Here is an 18412-nt window from a genome sequence, read left to right as displayed (position 1 = left end):
AGCCGTAAGGTCTTTCCTGTCCGTGAAGACCGGTCCGGTGCCTAGCCAGCACGGGAGGACCCAGAGCACCGAGGAGGTGGCCCAGTGATGATCAAGATCAGCCGTCAGGCAGTCGGTACCACCGCGGTGCGCCTCCTTGATATGAGGCCCACCGGCGGTGGGCGTGACGTTGCGGCCATGCGCCGTCGTCCTGTCGCCAGCCTTCCGTGCAGCTCGCTCCGGAGCAGGTAGAACCACACCCGTTCTCCTCCAGGACCGCGCTGCCCCCGGCCGCGGTCCGTGCCATCTGATGGCGTGATCGCTGGTCTGTCCAGACCCGGTTCGCTCCCACGGAGAACTTCACGTGCAACTCACCAACCTTCTCGATCGACTGACCCAGGGCTCGTCGCAGTCGTGGCCGGTGCCGGACGAGACCGCCGACCTGCTGACGGTGCTGGCCACGACGGCACCGTGCCAGGAGGCCACCGACGCCGACCTGTGGTTCGCCGAGCAGCAGTCCGACGTCGAGCACGCCAAGTCGCTATGCCGACGCTGCCCGGTCCGCGAGGCCTGCCTGCGCGGCGCCATCGCTCGTGAGGAGCCGTGGGGCGTCTGGGGCGGCGAGGTCTTCGTCGGCGGCGAGGTCGTGGCGACCAAGCGCGGCCGAGGCCGGCCCCGGAAGAACCCCGCCGTCGCCTGATGCCGTCGCCGGCCGCCGCACCGCTGGCCCACGATCCGGCTCGTCCCGCGGCAGGAGGCCGGTGCACCCGCACTGCGGGTGCACCGGCCACTGCTGCGTCCGGGGGACCGGCCGGCGCGGGTCCACCAGCAGGGACGTGCTCGCGGTGGACACCGGCCGCCCGTCGAGGTGCGCGAGCACCTGCCCGGCGGCGAGCCCCGCCGCCACCACCGCCGACGTCGTCTCCACGCCGCGGCGCGCCGCCCCCAGCAGCTGGGTGGCCAGCGCCGGCCACCGGTCGTCGGCGTCCGTCCGGTGCAGGTCGACGCACCGCCCGCAGCTGCCCCGGCCCGGGGTCACCAGCGGCCCGACGACGACGTCCACCTCGCGGCTGACGACGAGCAGGTGGTCGACGTCCTCGCGCATGAGCGGGCGCTGCCGGACCGGGTCGCTGACGTCCTGCTCCACGAGGACCACGAGGTCCGGCCGGGTCCCCGGCGCCGCCGACAGCCGCAGGTGGGGGTGGGCCGAGCGCAGCGCCGCCCGGGCACGGTCGGCCCGCCGGTGGCCGACGTCCGCGGCCAGGTAGCCGGTGCCGAGCTCGTCGCGCCGCACCCGGCGCGGGTCCTCGACGAGGATGGTGCCCACGCCGGCGGCCGCGAGGATGCCCGCCAGCGCGAGGCCCACCCGGTCGAGGCCGAGGACACCGACCGTCGTCGTCGTGCGGTGAGCCAGCGTGGGTGCCACGTCGGCCCCGGTGGCCCGGCTCCAGTGATCGACCTCGGCGCCCAGCCCGCGGTGGGACAGGGCCGGGTCGGGCTCGGTGGCGGCCAGCGCCCCGCAGGCCACGAGCCGCTCGAGGAGCCGGCGCACCCGCGCGGCGGGCAGGCCCATCGCCCGGCCCCGCCGCAGGATCTCCGGCTCGTCCGCCGGTCTCTCCAGCGTGTCGAGCAGCGCCTGCTCCGCCGGCCGCAGCCCGTCGAGGACGACGGCGCTGCCCGGGTCGACGCCGACCTGGCTGACGCCCTCCTGCCGCCACAGCACATGGACTCCCGGACGCAACCTCATCGTCCACCCCCTCGGTGTGGTTCCCGACGATGACAGGTCCCGGCCCGGGGTGCAGCGGCGTCACCTTGGGCTGTGGACAACCGTCGCGGTCCCCAGCAGCGGTCGCCGCTCGTGGCCGGTGGCAGCGGCGGACCGTAGATTGGGGTGGTGAGCCAGATCGAGGTACGCCGCAGCACCCGGCGACGCAAGACCGTCACCGCGTTCTACGAGGACGGCCGGGCGGTCGTCGCCATCCCGGCGCGGTTCACCGCCGAGGAGGAGCAGCAGTGGGTCGCCCGGATGGTGCAGCGGCTCGAGCGCAAGCACCGCCGGCCGTCCGACACCGAGCTGGCGGCCCGCTGCGCGCAGCTGTCGGCCGAGTTCCTCGGCGGTCGGGCGGTGGCGCAGTCGGTGTCCTGGGTGAGCAACCAGCGCAGCCGGTGGGGCTCGTGCACGCCGGCCACGGGGACCATCCGGATCTCCGACCAGCTCAAGGGCATGCCCCGGTGGGTGGTCGACTACGTCCTCGTCCACGAGCTCGCGCACCTGCTCGTGCCCCGGCACGGCGCCGACTTCTGGGCGCTGGTCGAGAGCTACCCGCACACCGAGCGCGCTCGCGGCTTCCTCAGCGGCGTGGCCTACGCCGGTCGGATGCCGGTGACCGACGACGACGACGTCGACGACGCGCCGGCCGGCCAGGGGGTGCTCACCCTCGACGGGGTCCCGGCCGGCCAGTGATCGCGGCTCAGCTGCCTGACGGAGGAGCCTCGGGGGCCTCGTCGCTGTCGCTGCGGCTCTCGCCGTCGTGAGTGTCGCCGTTGTCGTCGTCGCCCGCCGCGGCGGCGTCGCCCAGCAGGCTGGCGAGGGCGGCGTCGACCTCCTCGTCGGCCACCGCGTCGGCGTCGCGGGAGGCGACGAACCCGGTGGGGTCGCTGAGCTCCTCGGCGGTGGGCATGAGGTCGGGGTGGGACCAGAGGTCGTCCCGGGCGGCGGTGCCACGCTGCTCGCCGAGGCTCGTCCACAGTGCGGCGGCCTCCCGCAGCCGACGGGGCCGCAGCTCGAGGCCGACCAGCGAGGCGAAGGTCTGCTCCGCGGGCCCGCCCGCGGCGCGCCGGCGCCGGATCATCTCGCGCAGCGGCACCGCGTGGGGCAGGTGCGGGGCGACGGCCTGCCCCGCGACGACCTCGACCCAGCCCTCGACCAGTGCCAGCGCGGTCTCCAGCCGGACCAGCGCGGCGCGCTGGGCGTCGCTCTGCTCCATCGCGAACACCCCGCCGGCGAAGGCCTCGCGCAGCGCCTCGGGGTCGCTCGGGTCGAGCGAGCGCACCGCCTCCTCCATCGCGGAGGTGTCGATGGTGATCTCCCGGGCGTAGGCCTCGACGGTGCCGAGGAGGTGGGACCGCAGCCAGGGCACGTGGGCGAACAGCCGGGCGTGGGCGACCTCGCGGGTGGCGAGGAACAGCCGGACCTCGTCGGCGGGGGCATCGAGCCCCTCGGCGAAGGCGGCGACGTTCGTCGGCACCAGGGTGGTGTCTGGACCCTCGACGAGCGGCAGGCCGGTGTCGGAGGTGCCGAACGCCTCGCCGGCGAGCTCGCCGACCGCCTGGCCGACCTGCATGCCGAAGACGGCCCCGCCGAGCTGGCGGATCATCCCGCCAGCGCCAGCGCCAGCGCCAGCGCCAGCGCCACCGAGCGCGGCGAACGGGTGCGGCTCGTCGAGCTCGCGGGTCTGCTCCTCGAGGACCTCCTCGAGGGCGCGTGCCACCGAGGTCGCGATCGGCTCGGCCAGCCGCTTCCAGGTCGGCATCGTCTGGTCGACCCAGTCCTTGCGGGACCAGGCACGCTTGTAACCGCCGCTGGGGCCGAGCTCGGTGGCGGCGTCGAGCCAGAGGTCGGCGACCTGCAGCGCCGAGGTGACCTCACCGGCCTGCGCGGCGGTGATGACGGGGTCGGGCGCCTGACGGATCGTCTGCGTGGCGATGTCGCCGGCCAGCGCCCAGTTGACCGGTCCGTCGCCGCCGGCGGCGAGGACCTGCTGCATCTGGGTGAGCATCTGCGACAGCTGGGCGCGGTCCTGCGGCAGCCCGGCGGCCTGCGCCATCGCGTCGGGGTCGAGCCCGGCCGCCCGCATCGCGGCGACGGCCTCCTCGGCCCCCTCCGACCCAAGCATCGAGCGCAGCAGCGCCTCCCAGCTCTCGTCGCCGGGCAGGCTCGGTTCCTGGCTCATGTCTGCGCTCCAGATGGGTCGACGGGAAGGAATCCACGGTAACCCCGCCCGGGCCACGGGTCACCCGGCCACGGAAGGGTTTCGCCCACGGCGTGACGGCGGCCGCGGTTGGGTGCACGGCGGCGGCCGGTGGATGATGGGCGGGTGCGCACGCCGAACCTCCGGTCCTCCGGACCCAGCTCCGGGCTCTCCGACGACGACCGTCCCACCTGGTCCGCCGCGCAGGAGCTCGGCCCGGCCGCCGACGACGTGCCACCGCTGCTCACCGCACGGACCGTCACCGGGGTGGTCGCCGGAGCGGTGGCCTTCGTGCTCGCGCTGACGATGCTGCTCATCAGCCCGCCCTACGCCGTCCACAGCCCAGGGCCGACCGTCGACACCATCGGCAACATCGAGACCATCGGCGACAGCGACGACGAGCCGCTCATCACCGTCGACGGCGCACCGACGTACCCGACCGACGGCCAGCTGCTCCTCACCACCGTCTCCACCCGTGGCGGCCCGGGCTACCCGGTGACGACCGGCCAGGTCATCACCGGCTGGCTGTCCTCCGACGTCACCGTGGTGCCGCGGGAGGTCGCCTACGACCCCGGGCGCACCTCCGACGAGATCAGCGAGGAGTCGAGCATGCAGATGGCGTCCTCGCAGACGAACGCGAGCGTCGCGGCGCTCGTCGAGGCCGGGTTCGACGTGCCGACCGAGCTGTCGGTCATCGGTACGGTCGATGACGGTCCCGTCGTCGGCCTGCTCGAGCCCGAGGACCGCGTCGAGTGGATCGAGACGGACGGCGCCGGCCGTACCGAGATCACCACGTTCGAGGTCCTCACCGGCGTGCTGGCGCGGACGCCGCCGGGGAGTACCGTCACCGTCGGGGTGCGGCGCGACGGGCAGCAGGAGCCGGTGCCGGTCAGCACGGGCGACGACGGCGCCGGCGGCAGCGTCCTTGGCGTCTACCTCCAGCCGGAGGCGCAGCTTCCGGTGGACGTCGAGTTCGCCATCGAGAACATCGGTGGGCCCAGTGGCGGTCTCATGCTCGCCCTCGGCATCGTCGACGTCCTCACGCCGGGGGCGATCACCGGCGGTGAGGTCGTCGCGGGGACCGGGACGATCACCATCGACGGCGACGTCGGGCCGATCGGTGGCATCGCGCAGAAGCTCGTCGGGGCCCGGGACGCCGGCGCGACGTGGTTCCTGGCACCGGTGGAGAACTGCGCCGAGGTGGTCGGCCGGGTGCCCGACGGGCTCGGTGTCGTCGCGGTCGACACGCTGGACGACGCGGTCACCGCGCTCGAGGCGATCGCCGCCGGTGACACCGGCGGGCTGGCGAGCTGCGCCGCCTCCTAGGAGAAGGTCGCGCGCAGCGCGGCCACCAGCCCGGGCACGGCGTCGGGGGAGCCGGCGACGGCGTCGTCCGCGTCATTCGCCCGGGTGCGCAGCGTGCACCAGGACTCCCCGGTGCGAAGGACGCCCACGGCGAGGCGGACGTCCTGCCGGTCGGGGTGGGCCTCGAGGTAGGCCAGCGCCTCGTCGGCGTCGTCCGGCAGGTCGATCTCGGCCTCCGGCGGCACGACGACGCGCTCGACGACGATCGCCGCGCCGTCGACCTCGGCCGGCCAGGCGAGCTGCGCGAGGAGGTCCTCGAGGCTGTCGGCGTCGGGCAGGCCGTCCTGCTCGACCGACAGCAGGTGCTCGGGGTCGTCCTCGGCGGCCTCTGCGGCGCCGTCGGGCAGCTCGGTGCTCAGCGACGGGTTCACCGCGAGGGCGGCGGCGGTGTTGACGAGCGCGAACACCGTCACCGGCCGGTCCCAGCCGATCTCGTTGACGTGCCGCTCGATGTCGCGCACCGCTGTCGTGAGGGCGACGGTGCGGGGTTCGAAGGTCTCGGCGAAAGTACTCATGGCGGCAATGATCCATCACCGTCGCCCCCCGGTGACAACCGGAGATCACGTTCCCGTCACGGTTGCGTCATGTGGGAACCTAGGGGAGGGCCGCGTCGTTACCCGAACAGTAGGGCGGCGCCCGCCGGCCGAGTACGTGTTCAGCCCACAACCTAGAGGTGCCATCCCGTGACGACCGCTTCCGTGCCGAGACCGCCCCGACCAGCAGGGCGCCGCCGTCGTGGGGCGCTGATACCAACGATCGTCGTGCTCGCGGTGCTCGGCGTGGCACTGATGATCATGGCCCAGCTGTGGACCGAGGTGCTGTGGTTCTCGCACCTGGAGTTCGAGCGGGTGCTGTGGATCGAGTGGGGCACCCGGGCGGCGCTGTTCGCCGTCGGTGGCCTCGTCATGGGGCTGGCGGTGTTCTTCGCGCTGCGGATGGCCTACCGGTCGCGGCCGGTCTACGCACCGGTGACCCCCGAGCAGCAGAACCTCGACCGGTACCGCGAGAGCGTCGAGCCGCTGCGCCGGCTGGTGATGATCGGCGCGCCGATCGTGCTCGCGCTCTTCGCCGGTGCCTCGCTCAGCGGCTCGTGGACCCAGGTCCTCATGTGGATCAACCGCGAGCCCTTCGGCGCCGTCGACCCGGAGTTCCAGCTGGACATCGGGTTCTTCGTGTTCACCCTGCCGATCCTGCGCACCGCGGTGTCGTTCCTCATGACGGTGGTGTTCATCAGCGCCATCGCGATGGTCGTCACCCACTACCTCTACGGCGGCATCCAGCTCAGCGGGCGGACGCAGAAGCTCACCCGGGCGGCGCGCGTCCAGCTGTCCATCGTCGCGGCGATCTTCGTCCTGCTCATCGCCGGCAACTACTGGCTCGACCGGTACTCGCTGATGGTCGGGGAGAACGAGCGGTTCGCCGGGGCATCCTTCGCCGACGTCAACGCCAACCTGCCCGCGCGCACCATCCTGGCGATCATCGCCGTCATCATCGCGGTGCTGTTCATCGTCGCGGCGTTCCGCGGCAACTGGCTGCTGCCCGCGGCCGGCGTCGGCGTCATGGTGATCTCCGGCGTCGTCATCGGCGGCATCTACCCGGCGATCGTGCAGCGGTTCCAGGTGGCGCCCAACGCCATCGAGGCAGAGTCGCCGTTCATCCAGCGCAACATCGACGCCACGTTGGCGGCCTACGGCCTGGAGGACCTCGAGACCCAGACCTACGCGGCCACCACCGAGACCGAGCCCGGTCAGCTGCGCGACGACACCGAGTCGACCGCGAGCATCCGGCTGCTCGACCCGAACATCGTCAGCCCGACGTTCCGCCAGCTGCAGCAGAACCGGCAGTACTACGACTTCAACTCCACGCTGTCGGTGGACCGCTACGAGATCGACGGCGAGATGCGCGACACCGTCATCGCGGTGCGCGAGCTCAACCAGGACGGCCTCGGGCCCGACCAGCGCACCTGGATCAACGACCACACCGTCTACACCCACGGGTTCGGCGCGGTGGCCGCCTACGGCAACACCGTCTCCGGCGACGGACAGCCCGCGTTCTTCGAGTACGGCATCCCCAGCGTCGGCGAGATCGGCGAGTACGAGGAGCGGGTCTACTTCGGTCAGGACAGCCCCAGCTACTCCATCGTCGGGTCTCCCGAGGACGGCCCGGACTGGGAGCTGGACTATCCGGACGACTCCGCCGAGCAGGGCCAGGTCAACACCACCTACGCCGGCGACGGCGGACCCAGCCTGGGCAACCTGTGGCACCAGGTCCTCTACGCGATCCGGATGGGCTCGGAGCAGATCCTGTTCTCCGACCGCGTCAACGCCGAGTCCCAGATCCTCTACGACCGCGACCCGCACGTGCGGGTCGGCAAGGTCGCCCCGTACCTCACGCTCGACGCCCGCGCCTACCCGGCGATCGTCGACATGGACGGCGACGAGTCCACACCGAAGGACCTGGTGTGGATCGTCGACGGCTACACGACGACCAACGAGTACCCGTACTCGGCCCGTGAGTCGCTGGAGGAGGCGACGACCGATGCACTGACCGACGAGCTCGGCGGCGTCGCCGTCGGTGCCGCCCCGGCGGAGGTCAACTACATCCGCAACTCGGTCAAGGCCGTGGTCAACGCCTACGACGGCGAGGTCACGCTCTTCGAGTGGGACGAGGAGGACCCGATCCTCCAGACCTGGAAGAACGTCTTCCCCGACCACCTGACGCCCAAGAGCGAGATCAGCGGGGACCTCATGAGCCACCTGCGCTACCCCGAGGACCTGTTCAAGGTCCAGCGTCAGCTGCTGAGCAGCTACCACGTCACCGACGCGGCCTCGTTCTACTCCGGCGGTAACTTCTGGAACATCCCGAACGAGCCGACCGCCGGCTCGGCGAACGTGCCGCAGCCGCCGTACTACCTGACGATGCAGATGCCCGGCCAGGAGTCCGCGGAGTTCTCGCTGACGACGAGCTTCATCCCCGGTGGCCAGACGGAGCGGAACATCCTCACCGGGTTCCTCGCCGTCGACTCCGAGACCGGGGACACTCCCGGGGAGGTGCGGCAGGACTACGGTCAGCTCCGGCTGCTCGAGCTGCCCTCCGACGTCACGGTGCCCGGCCCCGGCCAGGTGCAGAACACCTTCAACTCCAACCCGACAATCTCCACCGAGCTCAACCTGCTCGAGGGCAGCGGGTCGCAGGTGCTGCGAGGCAACCTGCTCACGCTGCCGGTCGGCGGTGGCCTGCTCTACGTGCAGCCGGTGTACGTCCAGGCGTCCTCCGGGACGCAGTACCCGCTGCTGCAGTACGTGCTCGTGGCCTTCGGGGACGAGATCGGCTTCGCGCCGACGCTCACCGAGGCGCTCGACCAGGTGTTCGGCGGCGACTCCGGTGCCGAGGGCGGGGACGCCGACGTCGTGGACGAGACTCCCGACGGCGCCGACCCGGACGCACCCGAGGGCACGACCGAGGTCGACGCCGCTGCCCAGCAGCGGCTGACCGACGCGCTGGCCGACGCCAGCGCGGCGCTGCAGGCCGGCCAGGAAGCGATGGCCGCCGGTGACTGGGCGGCCTACGGCACGGCCCAGGAGCAGCTCGACGCGGCACTGACCGAGGCCATCGCGGCCGAGGCGGAGATCGCTGCCGAGGAGGTGCCGGCCCCGGTCACCGAGGACGGCGCCGCGGACGACGCGGCCACCGACGACGCCGACGGGTAGGTCGGCTGACCGGTGGTGAGCAGGGCCGTGGCGCCCTGCTCACCACCGGCGCCGGCTCCGGTGAGGGGGGTCACAGCTCCGCGGATTGCTTCCCGGTGGGCCGGCGACGTAGGCTGTACTTACCGACGCGGGGTGGAGCAGTTCGGTAGCTCGCCGGGCTCATAACCCGGAGGTCGGAGGTTCAAATCCTCCCCCCGCTACCAAGGAAAGACCCCCTCACTTGCAGCAATGCAGGTGAGGGGGTCTTTCTCATTCCTGCTCAGTCCTGGTGGCTACGTCGCCTCTCGGCGACACCCCCTCCCTCGCCACCCCACCCCACCCCTCGCCGAGAGCGGGATTGTCCACCGTTGATAATCCTGCTCTCGGCGACAAGTCTGCTGTGGGAACCGCCGTTTCACGGCAGGCCGGCGCGATCGAGCTCCTGCTGGAGGCGCGGACGTCGCCGGTGAGCCTCGCGGATCTCTGCGACGAGGGTGTCGATCTCGTCCGACCTGGCCGTTCCGTGGACGAGCCTGCGCATGTGGGCGAGCCGGCGTGCGGCGCTCCGGTAGTTCCTCGCGTCTGCCACGGTGAGGTCGTTCTCGACCAGCTCGGTGAGCACGGGGAGGACAGCGAGCGGGTCGATCTTCTCGTAGGCGGCGGTGAGATCAGCCCAGGTGCGGTCGTCCTGCAGATCGAGCGAGTGGGCGAGCTCCCAGGCGTGCTGGACGTTCTCGAGGGTCCGCAGGGTGAAGCCGACGGCTTCCCGGGGGCTGTCGGCAAGGGCGGTGAGTACCTCGTCGTGAAGTTCCGGCCACGTGACGCCGGCCGCGCGATGGAGGGATGCGGCGGTGGCCGAGGTTGGCCAGCGACGGAAGATCAGCAGGCGGGCGTCGAGGACGTGCTCGGGACGGTGCTCCTGCAACAGCGTGCACCAGTAGTCGGCAGCCGCGAGGGACTGGTGCTGCGGCCCGGTGTCGAGAGCCTGCCGGGCCCAGTCGATCGCGTGCCCGGGCTCGCCGATCTCCGCGAAGGCCCTGGCTGCGTCGTGCAGCCAGGCAGCGACCCGCCGATCCTTCGCGTGGGTCCGCACGATGGCATCGACGTCGTGGTCCAGCACCGCGAGCCGCTTGGCGTTCCAGTCCAGGACGAACCACTCGTGGCTGTGCTCCGACGTCCAGCGACCGGCCGTCGACGGGCGGGACCCCAGGCCTGCTTCGACCGCCGCCAGCCTGGCGCGGTAGGAGACCATTCCGGTCGCACCCAAGGCCGGCGCGTAGGCGACCGGGTCGAGCTCGAAGTAGTCGACGTCGCCGTCGAACTGGAACTTGATCATCCAGTCCACGAGCCTGGCCGGCGCAACGTCCGCGGCTGCCGCTGCCTGAGGATGGAGCCCGAGGAGGCGGCGGCAGGCGTCGCCGATGATCCCGCTGGAGTCGTCGGACCGTGCGATGACCTTGATCGCAGACGCGAGCGCGCGATGGGTCACGGTGTAGAGCTCCGCCGGATCGGCGGTGGCCGCGGCATCCACCAGAGTGTCGACGGCCTCGTGCATCCGCGCCCCGTGCCGGTTCGCGGTGCTCCAGCGATGCAGGTCCTCGCGGGTGCGGATCAGGGGCAGGACGGCGTCGGCCAAGGCGGTCATCCAACGGATTCTCGCCTATTCGCTTGCCTGCCGGCGAGCGACTCACCGAGACTAGGGGCGTCCCCGCGGGTCCTCCCGCGTGTGAGGGGACGGATGCGAAGGATTGAGGAATGACAGGTCTGCGGAGCGGTACCTCCACGCTCGTGCGCTGACGCCTGCTTCCGGGCGCGGCGCAGCAACCGCCACCGGGAAGGCTCCATGTCGACCTCGTCCACCCCCGTCGTCCTGCACGACCTCTCCTTCAGCTGGCCGGACGGCTCAGCCGCCCTCGAGCACGTCTCGGGCACCTTCGGCCGCGGCCGCACCGGCCTCGTCGGCGCGAACGGCACCGGCAAGTCCACCCTGCTGCGGCTCGTCGCCGGGCGGCTCGAACCCACCGGCGGATCGGTGACGGCCGCCGGCATTGTCGACCACCTCCCGCAGCGGCTCACCGCACGCCACGGGGCCACCATCGCCGACCTCCTCGGCATCACCCCCGCCCGGGAGGCGCTCCGCGCGATCGAGGCCGGTTCCGCCGACCCCGCTCACTTCGACGCCGTCGGTACCGACTGGGACGTCGACGAGCGGGCCGCCGCCGGGCTCGGCGCCCTCGGCCTGCCCAACGACGTCGACCGGCCCGTGACGACATTATCGGGCGGGGAAGCGGTGCTCACCGCCGTCGTCGGCGTGCGCCTGCGGCGGGCGGACATCGCGCTGCTCGACGAGCCGACGAACAACCTCGACCTCGGCTCGCGCGAGCGGCTCTACGACCTCGTGCGGCAGTGGCGCGGCACGCTGGTGGTCGTGAGCCACGACCTCGCGCTCCTCGAGCTGATGGACGCCACCGCCGAGCTGCGCGGCGGGAGCCTGGTCACCTTCGGGGGTCCCTACAGCGAGTACCGCGGCTGGCTCGACGCGCAGCAGGAGGCAGCCCGGCAAGTGCTGAGCACCGCCGAGCAGACGCTGCGAAAGGAGCGACGTGCGCGCACCAGGGCCGAGGAGCGCATCGCCCACAGCGAGCGGCAGGGCCGCAAGGACAGGGCGAACCGCAAGTACATCCCGGTGGTGGTCAACGACCGGCGCAACTCGGCGGAGAAGTCGCAAGGCTCGCGTCGGGGAGCTGCCGACGCCAAGGTCGACGCCGCCCGCGCGGCCGTCGAGCTCGCCGAGGCCGGCGTCCGGGACGACGACGCTATCCGGGTCGACGTCCCCGACCCGCGCGTGCCTCGAGGCCGGCGGTTGGCCGAACTGCCGAGCAGCGACGGTCGCGCCGTCGTCATCCAGGGGCCCGAGCGCGTCGCGCTCGTCGGCGCGAACGGCGTCGGGAAGACGACGCTGCTGCGGACCCTGCTGCCGCAGCTGGCGGTCCGGGTGGGCTACCTGCCGCAGCGCCACGACCTTGACGACGACGCCACTGTGCTCGACGTCGTCCGCGAGGCCTCTCCGCAGCTGACGCCGGGCGAGGTGCGGGGCCGGCTGGCCCGGCTGCTGGTCCGCGGCGAGATGGTCGAACGGCCCGTGGGCTCGCTCTCCGGCGGGGAACGCTTCCGGGTTGCGCTGGCCCGGCTGCTGCTGGCCGACCCGCCGCCCGAGCTGCTCGTCCTCGACGAGCCGACCAACGACCTCGACATCCCGAGCGTCGACCAGCTCGTCGAGGCGCTGACCGCCTACCGCGGAGGTCTGCTCGTCGTCAGCCACGACCGGGCGTTCCTCGAGCGTCTCGATCTCGATACGGTCCTGCGGCTGGAGCCGGACGGGCGCCTGGTCCGTGCTGTGCTCGGTCCTGGTGGATAAGTCTGCTGTCGACGACAAGTCGGCTGTCGGCGACACCCCCACCCCCTCGCCGACAGCGGGATTGTCCACCGTTGATAATCCTGCTGTCGGTGACAAGTCGGCTGTCGGCGACACCCCCACCCCCTCGCCGACAGCGGGATTGTCCACCGTTGATAATCCTGCTGTCGGTGACAAGTCTGCTGTCACGGGAAGTAGCGGCGGCGGTCGCGCTCGAGGGCGGCGGACCTCGACGTCGGCGGCGGGCGGCGGGTGAGCTGCCTGGTGAGCAGCCAGCTGATCCCGCCGAGGGCAGCCACCGCGACGACGACCAGCCACGGCACCTCGCCCGCTCCCTGGAGGACCCGGGCGCCGAGCCCGGCGGCCTGGGCCACGAGCTGCACGCCGAGGAACGACGGCAGCAGGTCGCGCAGCACGGCCAGCTCGACCCTGCCGCGCCAGGACGTGGCCGTCGCGACCGGCGCCAGCGCGACCACCGCGTGGCTGCCCAGCAGCAACGCCGGCAGCTGCCACCCGGCCCCGGTAGCGGAGAGTGCCAGCATGGCGGCGAGCACGGCGACGCCGACCGGCACCAGCGCGCCGTGGGGGTTCACCGCCAGGAGGACGGCGACCGCCGCGACCACTGCCCACTGCGGCTCGGTGCTCGCCACCCCGGTGCCCGCGACCGCCGCGAAGAGCATGATGAGGAGGCGGATGACCCAGCCGGGTATCGCCGTCGCGGTCCGTAATGTCGTGCGGGCGGGCCCCGCCTGCCGCCGCGAGCCGATGGCTCGCCGGACCGCCGCCACCAGCTGCCGCGCCGTCATCGTGGCGCTCCGTGGCGGCCGCGGCCGAGGGCGGCCAGCTCCACCCGGCCGCCCGAGGGCGGCGGGCTGTCGCCGGCCCAGCGCACGACCTCTACCCCGCCGCGGCGCAGCACCGTCAGCCGGTCGGCGCGCTGCGCCTCGACCATCCGGTGGGCGAGGCGCATCCGGGTGCGCAGCTGGGAGGTCCGCACCGGGGGCAGCACGTCGACCGCGACCACGCGGTGGCCGGAGTGGCGCCAGGTGAGCGCGAGCGTCATCGCGTCGTCGTCGAGGAACGTCGAGAGCACGACGACGAGCGCCCCGGACGGCAGCAGCGGCGCCCGCACCCGCGCCCGCACCGTCGACTCCGGTGCGGAGAGCGCCAGCCGGCGCACGATCCGCTCGAGGTGGCGGCGCCCCGCGGCCGGCCGCACCGGTCGCTGCCGGCGGCCGAGGTCCTCCAGCCCCACCCGGTCGCCCTGCGCGAGGTAGGCGCGGGTGAGCGAGGCGGCGGCCTCGCGGGCGATGTCGAGCGAGGTGGCGTCGCTGCGCAGCACCTGGAAGGCGCCGGCCCAGGTCGCGACGTCCGGGCCGACCTCGTCGCGGGAGTCGATGACGAGCATGACGGTGGCGTCCGCGGTGGCCTGGGTGCGTCGCACGTAGAGCTCCTGGAGCCGGTCGCCCTGCATGCCCCGCCGGGCGCTGGTGCGCCAGTCGATCCGGCGCAGCCGGTCACCGGGGGCGAACGGCGCGACGTCGTGCAGCTCGGTGCCGTCGCCGATCCGGCGCGACGAGTGCGGCCCGACGAGGCCCTGCAGCCGCAGGGGCAGCGGCAGCTCGGCGAGCGGCTGCCAGCCGGGCATGACGAGGACCGACGCCGGTCCCACGGTCACCACGGAGCTGGCGGTCGTGGCGCCCGGACCGAGGCCCACGGCGTCCACGCGGAACAGCGCGTTCTCCCCGGTGCGCACGCTCGTGGTGGCGACGACCATCTCCCGGGCCCCGTCGGGTGGCAGCCGGACGAGCGCGTCGTCGGGCTCGGTGCCGGGGCTGGAGACCCGCAGCCGGGCGGCCCGCGCGCCGGGCGGTGCGTCGATCCGCACCGGGGCGGTCAGCGTGCGGTCGGTCGACAACTGCTGGGCCGCCCGGAGCTCCACGGTGAGGTCCTCGTCCGGGCGGTTGCTCCACGCCCACGCAGCCGCGAGGAGGGGCGCGACACCGATCGCCGCGACGTCGGCGCGGCCGAGCAGCGCACCGGCGACCAGCAGCCCCGCTCCCAGCAGCAGGCTGCCGCTGAGGTGGGTCAGCGGGAACCACCGGCTGGTCCGGCCGGTGCGGGGCGGCGCGGTCAACGGGACGCGGCCGGCTGCCGGGTACTGACGGGACCGGGGACGACGTCGAGGAGGCCGGTGACGATCCGCTCCGGCTGGGTGCCGCCGGCCCACGCCGCCGCGGTGAGCGAGAGCCGGTGGGCCAGCGCCGGCACCGCGACCAGCTTGACGTCCTCCGGCGTGACGTAGTCGCGCCCGTCGAGGACGGCCAGCGCCCGCCCGACGAGCAGCAGCGCCTGCGAGCCGCGCGGGGAGGCGCCGACCTCCACGGCGCTCTGGGCGCGGGTGGCGCCGGCCAGCGCCACGCAGTAGGCGACGATGTCGAGGTCGACGTCGACCGCCTCGACGCCGGCCTGCATCGCGAGCAGCTGCTCGGGCCCGACCACCTGCTCGACGTCGGCGCGCTCCCGGCGCCGGGCCAGCCGCCGGCCGAGCACCTCCGCCTCGGCCGCGGCGCTCGGGTAGCCGACGGCGAGGCGCACCATGAAACGGTCGAGCTGTGCCTCGGGCAGCGGGTAGGTGCCCTCGTACTCCACCGGGTTGGAGGTGGCCATCACGTGGAAGGGGGACGGCAACGGGTAGCTGGTGCCCTCGACCGAGACCTGCCGCTCGGCCATCGCCTCGAGCAGCGCGGACTGCGTCTTGGGGGCGGTCCGGTTGATCTCGTCGGCGAGGAACAGGCCGGTGAACACCGGGCCGGGCCGGAAGGAGAACGTCGACGTCGCCGGGTCGTAGACCGAGGAGCCGGTGATGTCGGCCGGCAGCAGGTCCGGCGTGCACTGCAGCCGCCGGAAGTCGAGGCCCAGCGCGGACGCGAGGCTGCGCGCCGCCAGTGTCTTGCCCAGCCCCGGAACGTCCTCGAAGAGCACGTGGCCCCCGGCGAGGATGGCGGCGAGCGCGAGCCGGAGCGGCTGCGCCATCCCGACGACGGCGGTGCCGACCTCCGCCAGCACGGCGCCGCCCAGCCGGGCGACCTCCGCGACGGGCAGCGGCTCGGCCGCGGCAGTGGGCTCAGGACTCATGCGGGGCTCCTTGAAGGTCATCCAGTGCGGTGAGGCAGGCGTCCAGCGCCCGCACGGTCGGTCGGTTGTCGCGGGTGATGCGCAGGGTGCGCCAGGCGTGCTCGCCGATGGCGGCGCGGACGGCGTCGTCGTCGTCGGGGTCGATGCCGGCGAGGCGTAAGCGGCCGGCGGCGACGTCGCGCAGCCGGCGCAGCCCGCGCTCGCCGACCCGGCCGTCCCGGTCGGTCAGTGACCAGGAGAGCTGGGAGACCTCGTGGCGGTGGCCGCCGCGCTCGTCGGCGGGCAGCGCCGGCCAGCCGAGGTCGCCGCCGATCTCACGGTGCCCGGTGAGCGTGCTGAGCGCGACGGTGGCGACTGCGCCGAGGGCGATGTTGACGCCGTCGAAGTTCAGCAGGGTCATCACGGTGACCACGCCTGCGGTGAGGAGTGCGCTGCCGAGCAGCCGCCAGCGGCTCATGTGTCTTGCCACGACTCGGCGATGCGCTCCAGGCAGCCCACCGCCCGTGCGACGTCAGCGGCGTCGAGGACGGCGTGCGGTGCGAACCGGGCGCGGTGGTACAGGTGCAGCAGGGTACGGGTGGCGCCGGCGTCGGCGCGGGTGGCGCCGAGCACGGCGGTGGTGAGCTCGGTCGGGGTGTCGGAGGGGGCACGGTCGACGCCCGAGCTGGCCGCGGCGGCCTCGAGCTCGAGCCAGGCGGCGATGACGGCGTCGTCGGGCTCGGCGTGGCCGGCGAGCGCCGCCCGCGCGGCCGCCACCCCGCGTCGTAGCGCGGGCAGGTCCGGCTCGAGCGGGACGTCGGCGACCGGCAGCACCCCGCCGGTCGTCGTCTCGACAACGCCGCCGTCGGTGCCGCGGGTGAAGCTCGCTCGGGCGAGGAACGCCCGCAGCGCGAGGATGAGGAGGACGAGACCGGCGATGACTGCCCAGAGCATCAGCGGCACGCCGGAGTCGGTGGACTCCTCCGGCGGCTCGGCGGGCTCGGCGGCTGGCTGCTCCGGGAGGGTGATCTGCGGCGCCGGCTGGTCGATCGCCGTGCCGCCCGGATCGGCGTGCCAGGGGGCGGACACGGCAGAGCCGATCACGACCGCGAGCGCGATGACGGCGGTCAGCAGCGGGAGGAGGAGGCGCGAGCGCGGCGTGACCGAGGTGCGTCCAGCTCCGGTGCCCATGGCCCCACGCTAGTGCGCTCGCCTATCAAGAGCCCCCCCTTCCCATCGCCGAGAGCAGGATTGTCAACGCGTCGGTCTCCCAACCAGCCCCGCCCGCCAGCCCAGGCCCACGTCGCCGAGAGCAGGATTGTCGACGCGTCGACAATCCTGCTGTCGGTGAGAAGTCTGCTGTCGGTGACAATCCTGCTGTCGGTGAGAAGTCTGCTGTCGGTGACAATCCTGCTGTCGGTGAGAAGTCTGCTGTCGGTGACAAGTCTGCTGTCGGTGACAATCCCGCTGTCGGTGACAAGTCTGCTGTCAGCGGGGGGGGGGGGGGGAGGTNGGGGGGGGGGGCGGTAGGTGAGGATGCGAAAGCGCATGCCGTTCTCGGCGACCTGCCAACCGCCGTCGGCCGGGTCCTGCTCGGTGAGGCGCCACTCCCCGGCGATGATCGGTGCGTGGCAGTCGCCGTCGACGGCGTGGTCGATCTCGGTGACGACGAGCAGGTCGGCGTGGGCGATGGCCTGCTCGTACACCTGGGCACCGCCGCAGATCCAGGCGTCCTCGCCGGCGACCAGCGCCAGCGCCGCCGGGAGGCTGTCGACAACCTCGGCGCCGGGGGCCTCGTAGTCGCGGTTGCGGGTGAGCACGACGTTGCGCCGCCCGGGCAGCGGCCGGATCCGCTCCGGGAGCGACTCCCACTGGCGCCGGCCCATGACGACGGCGTCACCGGCGGTCGTCTGCCGGAAGTGGCGCAGGTCTTCGGGCAGGTGCCACGGCAGGTCGTTGTCCTTGCCGATGACACGGTCGTGGGCCTGCGCCCAGATCATCCCGAGGGTCATACCGCCACCGGTGCCTTGATCGAGGGGTGGTGGCGGTAGTCGTGCACGACGACGTCCTGCGCGGAGTAGTCGAACAGCGACGCCGCGGGCCGCAGCTCGAGGCGGGGCAGCGGGTAGGGCTCGCGGGAGAGCTGCTCGCGCACCTGGTCGACATGGTTGTCGTAGATGTGGCAGTCCCCGCCGGTCCAGACGAGCTCGCCGACGTCCAGGCCCACCTGCTGGGCGACCATGTGGGCGAGCAGGGCGTAGGAGGCGATGTTGAACGGCACGCCGAGGAAGAGGTCGGCGCTGCGCTGGTACAGCTGCAGGGAGAGCCGGCCGTCGGCGACGTAGAACTGGAAGAACGCGTGGCACGGCACCAGCGCCATCTCGTCGAGGTCGGCGACGTTCCATGCCGAGACGATCATCCGCCGCGAGTCGGGGTTGTTGCGCAGCGTGTCGAGCACGCCGCTGAGCTGGTCGATGTGACGGCCGTCCGGCGTGGGCCAGGAGCGCCACTGGTAGCCGTAGATCGGTCCGAGGTCACCGTCGGGGCCGGCCCACTCGTCCCAGATCTTCACGCCCTTGTCCTGCAGCGCGCGGGCGTTGGTCTCCCCGCGCAGGAACCACAGCAACTCCTCGACGACGCCGCGCAGGAACACCCGCTTGGTGGTCACGAGCGGGAAGCCGGCCTGCAGGTCGAAGCGCATCTGGTGACCGAAGACGCTGCGGGTCCCGGTGCCGGTGCGGTCCGACTTCGGGGTGCCCTGCGCCAGCACCAGCCGGAGCAGGTCCTCGTAGGGAGTGGTCGCGGGGACGGGCTGTGGGCTCACCGGGCCATGGTAGGCCGACGTGGCGGGAACGGCGACGAGGCCGCCGCCCGGT

At 73.0% G+C, this 18412-nt stretch carries 15 protein-coding genes, 1 tRNA gene and 1 pseudogene; 6 read left to right on the top strand and 11 right to left on the bottom strand.

The genetic code is table 11. The annotated features are described in order from the left end of the window. The first annotated feature begins 400 nt into the window (after positions 1-400). Entirely contained in the window at positions 401-679 is a 279-nt protein-coding gene (locus V2J52_RS17120) for a WhiB family transcriptional regulator (RefSeq protein WP_331227746.1), read from the top strand. Positions 680-1168: 489 nt separating this feature from the next. Here V2J52_RS17120 and V2J52_RS17115 read toward each other — a convergent pair. Next, a pseudogene (locus tag V2J52_RS17115) lies at positions 1169-1552 on the bottom strand (ThiF family adenylyltransferase); the annotation flags it as partial. Positions 1553-1882: 330 nt separating this feature from the next. Here V2J52_RS17115 and V2J52_RS08055 point away from each other — a divergent pair. After that, entirely contained in the window at positions 1883-2443 is a 561-nt protein-coding gene (locus V2J52_RS08055; RefSeq protein ID WP_491062180.1) for a M48 metallopeptidase family protein, read from the top strand. A gap of 7 nt (positions 2444-2450) precedes the next feature. Here V2J52_RS08055 and V2J52_RS08050 read toward each other — a convergent pair whose 3' ends face one another. Then, entirely contained in the window at positions 2451-3932 is a 1482-nt protein-coding gene (locus V2J52_RS08050) for a zinc-dependent metalloprotease (RefSeq protein ID WP_331227180.1), read from the bottom strand. Positions 3933-4076: 144 nt separating this feature from the next. Here V2J52_RS08050 and V2J52_RS08045 point away from each other — a divergent pair, with 144 nt between their 5' ends. Then, positions 4077-5276 carry a YlbL family protein gene (locus V2J52_RS08045; protein ID WP_331227179.1) on the top strand — a complete coding sequence of 400 codons (1200 nt, stop codon included), beginning with the start codon at positions 4077-4079 and terminating at the stop codon, positions 5274-5276. Here V2J52_RS08045 and V2J52_RS08040 read toward each other — a convergent pair. After that, complete coding sequence (locus tag V2J52_RS08040) at positions 5273-5830, bottom strand: PPA1309 family protein (protein ID WP_331227178.1); 558 nt, start codon at positions 5828-5830, stop codon at positions 5273-5275. The genes V2J52_RS08045 and V2J52_RS08040 overlap by 4 nt on opposite strands. 168 nt (positions 5831-5998) lie before the next feature. On the opposite strand from V2J52_RS08040, the gene V2J52_RS08035 reads away from it, so the two are divergent. Beyond that, positions 5999-9025 (top strand): UPF0182 family membrane protein, encoded by a 3027-nt coding sequence (locus V2J52_RS08035; RefSeq protein WP_331227177.1) that lies wholly within the window; start codon positions 5999-6001, stop codon positions 9023-9025. Between the two features lie 126 nt (positions 9026-9151). Further along, positions 9152-9228 (top strand) — tRNA-Met (locus V2J52_RS08030). Between the two features lie 191 nt (positions 9229-9419). Here V2J52_RS08030 and V2J52_RS08025 read toward each other — a convergent pair. After that, entirely contained in the window at positions 9420-10649 is a 1230-nt protein-coding gene (locus tag V2J52_RS08025) for a DUF6880 family protein (RefSeq protein WP_331227176.1), read from the bottom strand. Positions 10650-10847: 198 nt separating this feature from the next. Here V2J52_RS08025 and V2J52_RS08020 point away from each other — a divergent pair, with 198 nt between their 5' ends. Then, on the top strand, positions 10848-12422 hold the full coding sequence (locus V2J52_RS08020; protein ID WP_331227175.1) for an ABC-F family ATP-binding cassette domain-containing protein: 1575 nt from the start codon (positions 10848-10850) through the stop codon (positions 12420-12422). A gap of 182 nt (positions 12423-12604) precedes the next feature. On the opposite strand, the gene V2J52_RS08015 is transcribed toward V2J52_RS08020, so the two are convergent. The 7 genes from V2J52_RS08015 to V2J52_RS07985 form a co-directional block, all read right to left on the bottom strand. Continuing rightward, a complete protein-coding gene (locus V2J52_RS08015) occupies positions 12605-13225 on the bottom strand; it encodes a hypothetical protein (protein WP_331227174.1) in 621 nt (206 codons plus the stop codon). Beyond that, positions 13222-14556 carry a DUF58 domain-containing protein gene (locus V2J52_RS08010; protein ID WP_331227173.1) on the bottom strand — a complete coding sequence of 445 codons (1335 nt, stop codon included), beginning with the start codon at positions 14554-14556 and terminating at the stop codon, positions 13222-13224. Before V2J52_RS08010 ends, V2J52_RS08015 begins: the two co-directional genes overlap by 4 nt. Beyond that, positions 14553-15557 carry an AAA family ATPase gene (locus tag V2J52_RS08005; protein ID WP_331227172.1) on the bottom strand — a complete coding sequence of 335 codons (1005 nt, stop codon included), beginning with the start codon at positions 15555-15557 and terminating at the stop codon, positions 14553-14555. Before V2J52_RS08005 ends, V2J52_RS08010 begins: the two co-directional genes overlap by 4 nt. Then, the gene (locus tag V2J52_RS08000; RefSeq protein WP_331227171.1) at positions 15547-16014 is read right to left on the bottom strand and encodes a hypothetical protein; all 468 of its coding nucleotides are present in this window, start codon (positions 16012-16014) and stop codon (positions 15547-15549) included. The genes V2J52_RS08005 and V2J52_RS08000 overlap by 11 nt, the downstream gene beginning before the upstream one ends. Further along, the gene (locus tag V2J52_RS07995; RefSeq protein WP_331227170.1) at positions 16011-16727 is read right to left on the bottom strand and encodes a DUF4129 domain-containing protein; all 717 of its coding nucleotides are present in this window, start codon (positions 16725-16727) and stop codon (positions 16011-16013) included. Before V2J52_RS07995 ends, V2J52_RS08000 begins: the two co-directional genes overlap by 4 nt. Further along, positions 16664-17536, bottom strand: a complete 873-nt coding sequence (locus tag V2J52_RS07990) for a dihydrofolate reductase (protein ID WP_331227169.1) — start codon at positions 17534-17536, stop codon at positions 16664-16666. Before V2J52_RS07990 ends, V2J52_RS07995 begins: the two co-directional genes overlap by 64 nt. An 8-nt stretch (positions 17537-17544) precedes the next feature. Continuing rightward, entirely contained in the window at positions 17545-18360 is an 816-nt protein-coding gene (locus V2J52_RS07985; protein WP_331227168.1) for a thymidylate synthase, read from the bottom strand. Positions 18361-18412 lie beyond the last annotated feature (52 nt).

This window comes from Georgenia sunbinii (assembly GCF_036421875.1).
In the GTDB taxonomy this organism is placed as follows: domain Bacteria; phylum Actinomycetota; class Actinomycetes; order Actinomycetales; family Actinomycetaceae; genus Georgenia_B; species Georgenia_B sunbinii.
Note: the sequence above shows the minus strand (reverse complement) of the source record. Positions and strands in the feature narration are given on the sequence as shown.

What these genes read in the sequence shown, in the direction of transcription:
- V2J52_RS08050 (WP_331227180.1), bottom strand. Translation starts at nt 3,932, where the DNA reads ATGAGCCAGGAACCGAGCCTGCCCGGCGACGAGAGCTGGGAGGCGCTG.
- V2J52_RS08040 (WP_331227178.1), bottom strand. Translation starts at nt 5,830, where the DNA reads ATGAGTACTTTCGCCGAGACCTTCGAACCCCGCACCGTCGCCCTCACG.
- V2J52_RS08025 (WP_331227176.1), bottom strand. Translation starts at nt 10,649, where the DNA reads ATGACCGCCTTGGCCGACGCCGTCCTGCCCCTGATCCGCACCCGCGAG.
- V2J52_RS08020 (WP_331227175.1), top strand. Translation starts at nt 10,848, where the DNA reads ATGTCGACCTCGTCCACCCCCGTCGTCCTGCACGACCTCTCCTTCAGC.
- V2J52_RS08015 (WP_331227174.1), bottom strand. Translation starts at nt 13,225, where the DNA reads ATGACGGCGCGGCAGCTGGTGGCGGCGGTCCGGCGAGCCATCGGCTCG.
- V2J52_RS08005 (WP_331227172.1), bottom strand. Translation starts at nt 15,557, where the DNA reads ATGAGTCCTGAGCCCACTGCCGCGGCCGAGCCGCTGCCCGTCGCGGAG.
- V2J52_RS08000 (WP_331227171.1), bottom strand. Translation starts at nt 16,014, where the DNA reads ATGAGCCGCTGGCGGCTGCTCGGCAGCGCACTCCTCACCGCAGGCGTG.
- V2J52_RS07995 (WP_331227170.1), bottom strand. Translation starts at nt 16,727, where the DNA reads ATGGGCACCGGAGCTGGACGCACCTCGGTCACGCCGCGCTCGCGCCTC.